Source organism: Pseudomonas sp. TAE6080 (assembly GCF_018732265.1).
Classification (GTDB): domain Bacteria; phylum Pseudomonadota; class Gammaproteobacteria; order Pseudomonadales; family Pseudomonadaceae; genus Aquipseudomonas; species Aquipseudomonas brenneri.
In genome coordinates, this window is record NZ_JAHIDY010000035.1 from 61,013 (window position 1) to 67,354 (window position 6,342).

At 59.9% G+C, this 6,342-nt stretch carries 5 protein-coding genes; 2 read left to right on the forward strand and 3 right to left on the reverse strand.

Annotated elements, in window-relative coordinates:
* Positions 1-10: 10 nt before the first annotated feature.
* The 3 genes from KL786_RS22760 to KL786_RS22770 all read right to left on the reverse strand — a co-directional run bounded on the left by KL786_RS22760 (position 11) and on the right by KL786_RS22770 (position 3,159).
* Complete coding sequence (locus tag KL786_RS22760) at positions 11-670, reverse strand: TetR/AcrR family transcriptional regulator (protein WP_029297545.1); 660 nt, start codon at positions 668-670, stop codon at positions 11-13.
* A gap of 87 nt (positions 671-757) precedes the next feature.
* Positions 758-2,152: a uracil-xanthine permease family protein gene (locus tag KL786_RS22765; protein ID WP_215519038.1), complete on the reverse strand. Its 1,395-nt coding sequence runs from the start codon at positions 2,150-2,152 to the stop codon at positions 758-760.
* A gap of 86 nt (positions 2,153-2,238) precedes the next feature.
* Positions 2,239-3,159 carry a LysR family transcriptional regulator gene (locus KL786_RS22770; protein WP_215519039.1) on the reverse strand — a complete coding sequence of 307 codons (921 nt, stop codon included), beginning with the start codon at positions 3,157-3,159 and terminating at the stop codon, positions 2,239-2,241.
* A gap of 125 nt (positions 3,160-3,284) precedes the next feature.
* On the opposite strand from KL786_RS22770, the gene aptA reads away from it, so the two are divergent.
* Both aptA and KL786_RS22780 read left to right on the forward strand, forming a co-directional pair.
* Positions 3,285-4,634 carry an omega-aminotransferase AptA gene (gene aptA / locus KL786_RS22775; protein ID WP_032859739.1) on the forward strand — a complete coding sequence of 450 codons (1,350 nt, stop codon included), beginning with the start codon at positions 3,285-3,287 and terminating at the stop codon, positions 4,632-4,634.
* 74 nt (positions 4,635-4,708) lie between these two features.
* Complete coding sequence (locus KL786_RS22780) at positions 4,709-6,202, forward strand: CoA-acylating methylmalonate-semialdehyde dehydrogenase (RefSeq protein WP_065942347.1); 1,494 nt, start codon at positions 4,709-4,711, stop codon at positions 6,200-6,202.
* The last annotated feature ends 140 nt before the right edge of the window (positions 6,203-6,342 follow it).

Sequence of the window (6,342 nt, forward strand, 5' to 3'; positions counted from 1 at the left end):
CTCGCTTCGTTCAGAGGGCCGGCTTGATGCCGCAGCCCTTGAGAATAATGTGGATGAGGTTGCTGCCAGCGTCTTCCATATCCTGCTTGGTCAGCTTGGTGCGACCGGTCACGCGGCAGATCTGGGTCGCGAAGTCAGCGTAATGCTGGGTGCTGCCCCACAGCAGGAAGATCAAGTGTACCGGATCCACGGGGTCCATCTTGCCGGCATCTATCCAGGCCTGGAACACCGCAGCCCGACCGCTGAACCAGGTGCGGTAGTCCTGGCTGAAATATTCGGTAAGGCATTCGCCACCGCTGATGATCTCCATGGCGAAGATCCGCGAGGCTTGCGGTTGGCGACGGGAGTACTCCATCTTGGTGCGGATGTAGCGAGTCAGCGCCTCGGCGGGATCATCCTCGGCGGTGAGGGTGTTGAAGGTGCTGTCCCACAGTTCGAGGATATTGCTCAGCACCGCGATATACAGCCCCAGCTTATTGGTGAAGTAATAGTGCAGGTTGGCCTTCGGCAGCCCGGCACTCGCGGCGATGGTGTTCATGCTGGTGCCTTTGTAGCCATGCCGGGCGAATTCGTCTTCGGCGGCCTGGATGATCGCTTGTTCGTTCTTTTGCCGAATGCGACTGGCAGGTTTTCCGGCGTGGCTGTTGTGGGCAGGAACTTCGAGGCTCATGGAGGTTTCCGTGCAGATCGATGAATGCGATTGCTGCACAGATAACCCACCCTCAAGCCTCAGACAAGTCCCGATACGATAAAAGCGTCAAAGCGGTTCCAGCGTGTCGTGTTCCACCAGCGGATTTGCGGCAGGTGCCGCGGCCTTGGATTCCGGCAGGATCAGGCACAACACAATGGCCGTCATCCCGCCGCTGGTGATGGCCGAGTCGAACAGGTTTTGCACCAGGGTTGGCATCAGGTGCAACAAATTCGGTTGCGCGGCGATGCCCAGGCCGACCCCAAACGAGGTGGCGATGATCAGCATGCTACGTCGATCCAGCGGGGCCTGCGCCAGGATGCGCACACCGGCGGCGGCGACACTGCCGAACATCACCAGGGTTGCGCCGCCGAGCACTGGCTTGGGAATCTGCTGCAGCACCGCACCAATCAGCGGAAACAGCCCGAGACAAAACAGCACCACGCCGATGTATAGCCCCACATAGCGGCTGGCGACGCCGGTCAACTGAATCACCCCGTTGTTCTGGGCGAAGGTGGTGTTGGGAAAGGCGCTGAAGGTGGCGGCGATCATGCAGCTGACGCCATCCCCGAGCACGCCGCCCTTGAGCCGGCTTATATAGGAAGGGCCGCTGATGGGTTGGCGGGCGATCATGCAGTTGGCGGTGAGATCGCCGACGGTTTCGATGCTGCTGATCAGATAAATCAGCGCGACCGGCAGGAAGGCGCTCCAGTCGAAGTTGAAACCAAAACGGAACGGTGTCGGCAGGCTGATCAAGGGCAGGTCGGGCAGGGGCTGGGGTATCAGTTTGCCGCTGAACCATGCAGCGAGGCTGCCCAGTACCAGGCCGATGATGATCGCGCTAAGGCGTACCCACGGGGTATCCGAACGGTTGAGCAGGATAATCGTCAGCACCACGAACAGGCCCAGGGCCAGGTTGGTCGGCGCGCCAAAGTCCGGGGCATTGAAGCCGCCGCCCAGGTCGGTGATGCCCACTTTGATCAGGCTGATCCCAATCAGAGTAATCACAATGCCGGTCACCAGCGGCGTGATGACCCGGCGCAATTGGCCGATAAAACGGCTCAGCACGATCTGCACCAGCGCGCCGAAAAAGCACACGCCGAAAATCATCGCCAGGATGTCTTCCGGGCTGCCGCCGCGCTGCTTGACCAGGAAACCGGCCGATAACACTGCGCCGAGAAAGGCAAAGCTGGTGCCTTGCAGGCAAATCATGCCCGCGCCAATCCCAAAGGGCCTACGGGCCTGGATGAAGGTGCCTACGCCGGAAACCATCAACGCCATGCTGATCAAGTAGGGCAAGTGGGCGGCCAGGCCCAGGGTGGAGCCGATGATCAAGGGCGGGGTGATGATGCCGACGAAGCTGGCGAGTACATGTTGCAAGGCTGCGAGCAAGGCGGGCAGTGGCTTGGGGCGGTCGTTGAGGCCGTAGATCAGGTCGCTGGGGCTGGAGGATTCTGCTGGCATGGCATGGGGACTCAGGGCTGACGGTTCATGGTCCCTATGCCTTGCAAAAAACTGTCCACTTGCTCAGGTTTTGTATGGGGGCCGTATCAGCGGGTTGCGGCCAGGCTGTCGAGAAAGCTTTCCAGCACCAAATGAGGGCGGCGGCCCTTGCGGGTGACCGAAGCCAGGCTTAAATCGTAAAAGCGTGTAGGCGATTTCAGCGCACGTAGTCGGCCTTGTTGCACCCATAGGCTGGCGTAGTGGTCAGGCAGGTAGCCGATGTAGCGCCCGGTGAGAATCAGGAAGGCCATGCCTTCGCGGTCGGAAGCGCTGGCGGTGCAGTTGAGCGCTTGATAGTGGGCCTGGATATCGGCGGGCAGACGGAAAGTCGGTGCGATGGCGTCCTGGCTATTGATGCGTTGGTCGTCCAGTTGCTTGTCGTCGGCATAAAACAGCGGATGGCCCACCGCGCAGTAGAGCAGAGAGCGCTCGCTGTACAAGGGCTGATACTCCAGGCCCGACAGCGCGCTGGCCTGGGGCACCACGCCGACATGCAGGCGCCCGTCGAGCACGCCTTGTTCCACTTCATTGGGGGCGATCATGCGGATCTGGATCTGCACATCCGGGCCGCGCTCTTTCAACTGCGCCAATGCATGGGTGATGCGCATATGGGGCAGGGTCACCAGGTTATCGGTCAGGCCTATGATCAGTTCGCCGCGCAGGTGCTGGTGCAGGCCGTTGACCTCGGTGCGGAAACTTTCCAACGCACTCAACAGTTGCAGGGCCGATTGGTAGACCTCCCGGCCTTCTTCCGTCAGGGAGAAGCCGGCGCGCCCGCGTTGGCACAGGCGCAGGCCCAGGCGTTGTTCGAGATCGCTCATTTGTTGGCTGATGGCTGAGCGCCCGATGCCCAGCACCGTTTCCGCCGCCGAGAAGCCTCCGCACTCCACCACACTGCGAAAGATGCGCAACAGGCGGATATCGAAGTCGCTGACTTGGGCCAGTGGGTCGGGTCGGCGGCTGCTCATAGTTTAGTAAAGACCTGACTGAAGGTTAGAAGAGTTGGATTTCCCAGACTTTATCCTCGTGGCAATTTAGCTGCAACAACGCTTTTCAATCCCGACGCTGCCTTTTGCCCTGCGAGGTTTTGCTGATGAACATGCCCGAAAACGCCCCATCCACCCTGGCCAGCCAACTAAAGCTGGACGCTCACTGGATGCCTTACACCGCCAACCGCAACTTCCAGCGCGACCCGCGACTGATCGTGGGGGCCGAAGGCAGTTGGTTGATCGATGACAAGGGGCGCCGGGTGTACGACTCGTTGTCGGGCCTGTGGACCTGCGGCGCGGGGCACACCCGCAAGGAAATCCAGGAAGCGGTTGCCAAGCAACTGGGCACCCTGGATTACTCGCCAGGCTTCCAATACGGTCATCCGCTGTCCTTTCAGTTGGCAGAAAAGATTACCGACCTGACCCCAGGTAACCTGAACCATGTGTTTTTTACTGACTCCGGTTCCGAGTGCGCCGATACGGCGGTGAAGATGGTGCGTGCCTACTGGCGCCTGAAGGGCCAGGCGACCAAGACCAAGATGATCGGGCGTGCCCGTGGTTATCACGGGGTGAACATCGCGGGCACCAGCCTGGGCGGCGTCAACGGCAACCGTAAGATTTTTGGCCAGGCGATGATGGATGTCGATCACCTGCCGCACACCTTGCTGGCGAGCAATGCGTACTCGCGCGGTATGCCGGAGCTGGGTGGCATTGCCTTGGCTGACGAGTTGCTCAAGTTGATTGAGTTGCACGACGCATCAAATATTGCCGCGGTATTTGTTGAGCCGCTGGCTGGTTCTGCGGGCGTACTTGTTCCGCCACAGGGCTACCTCAAGCGCCTGCGTGAAATCTGTGACCAGCACAACATCCTGTTGGTGTTCGACGAAGTGATCACCGGTTTTGGCCGTACCGGCTCGATGTTCGGTGCGGACAGCTTCGGTGTGACGCCAGACCTGATGTGCATCGCCAAGCAAGTCACCAACGGTGCGATCCCAATGGGCGCGGTGATTGCCAGCAGTGAGATCTATCAGACCTTCATGAACCAGGCGACGCCTGAGTACGCGGTGGAATTCCCACACGGCTATACCTACTCGGCGCACCCGGTAGCCTGTGCTGCTGGCTTGGCGGCATTGGATTTGCTGCAGAAGGAAAACCTGGTGCAGAGCGTGGCCGAAGTCGCTCCGCACTTTGAGAATGCGCTGCACGGCTTGAAGGGCAGCAAGAACGTAATCGACATCCGTAACTACGGCCTGGCCGGTGCGATCCAGATCGCGCCGCGTGATGGGGATGCCATTGTGCGTCCATTCGAAGCGGGCATGGCGTTGTGGAAGGCCGGGTTCTATGTGCGCTTTGGCGGCGACACCCTGCAGTTCGGCCCAACCTTCAACAGCAAGCCGCAGGACCTGGATCGCTTGTTCGATGCCGTCGGCGAAGTGCTGAACAAGATCGACTGATTTCTCCTTCTATATAGAACAACAGCCAGGCGCGACGCGTGTCGCGCCTGTGGACAACTTTTCAGGAGCCTTGCATGAGCCTTATCCAGCATTTGATCAATGGCGAAATGGTCAACGACAGCGGTCGTAGTGCCGACGTTTACAACCCGTCCACCGGCCAGGTGATTCACCAGGTGCCATTGGCCAGCCGTGAAACCATTCAACAGGCGATCGACTCGGCCAAGGCGGCATTTCCGGCCTGGCGTAATACGCCACCGGCCAAACGCGCCCAGGTGATGTTTCGTTTCAAGCAATTGCTGGAGCAGAACGAAGCGCGTATCTCGCAGTTGATCAGCGAAGAGCATGGCAAGACCCTGGAAGACGCTGCCGGCGAGTTGAAGCGCGGGATCGAGAACGTCGAGTACGCGTGTTCGGCGCCGGAGATCCTCAAGGGTGAATACAGCCGTAACGTCGGCCCGAACATTGATGCCTGGTCCGACTTCCAGCCACTGGGCGTGGTGGCCGGTATTACGCCGTTCAACTTCCCGGCCATGGTGCCGCTGTGGATGTATCCACTGGCCATCGTCTGCGGTAACTGCTTCATCCTCAAGCCATCGGAGCGCGACCCAAGCTCGACGCTGCTGATTGCCCAGCTGTTGCAGGAAGCCGGTTTGCCCAAAGGTGTGTTGAGTGTGGTCCATGGCGACAAGGGCGCGGTGGATGCACTGATCGAGGCACCTGAGGTCAAGGCCTTGAGTTTTGTTGGCTCGACGCCGATTGCCGAGTACATCTATTCCGAAGCGACCAAGCGCGGCAAGCGTGTGCAGGCGCTGGGCGGGGCGAAGAACCATGCGGTGCTGATGCCGGATGCAGATCTGGACAACGCCGTGAGTGCCTTGATGGGCGCTGCCTATGGCTCCTGCGGCGAGCGTTGCATGGCGATCTCGGTGGCGGTCTGCGTGGGTGACCAGGTGGCGGATGCATTGATTGCCAAGCTGGTGCCGCAGATCAAGGCACTGAAGATTGGTGCGGGTACTTCCTGTGGCCTGGACATGGGGCCACTGGTTTCTGCGCAGGCGCGCGACAAGGTCAGCGGCTATATAGAAGATGGTGTGTCTTCGGGCGCTGAGCTGGTGGTCGATGGGCGTGGCCTGAGCGTTGCCGGGAATGAGGACGGTTTCTTCCTGGGTGGTTGCCTGTTTGATCGCGTGACGCCTGAGATGCGTATCTATAAAGAAGAGATCTTTGGCCCAGTGCTGTGCGTCGTCCGGGTGAACAGCCTGGAAGCGGCGATGCAACTGATCAACGACCATGAATATGGCAACGGTACCTGCATCTTCACCCGTGACGGTGAGGCGGCGCGTCTGTTCTGTGACGAGATTGAAGTGGGCATGGTGGGGGTTAACGTGCCCTTGCCGGTGCCGGTGGCTTATCACAGCTTTGGCGGCTGGAAGCGTTCGCTGTTTGGCGACTTGCACGCTTATGGGCCGGACGGGGTGCGTTTCTATACCCGTCGCAAGGCGATCACCCAGCGCTGGCCACAGCGTGCAAGCCATGAAGCATCGCAGTTTGCCTTCCCTAGCTTGTAAGGTCGGATGAGCAGAAGGCCGGCCCCTTGGGGCCGGCCTTTGCGTTTCTGGAGCTTTTTTGACCGATATGACAGAAATGTGAAAGTAACGGTTGACGGCGATTTATATCTGTCTATAATTCGCCCCACTTCCGGCGCAGT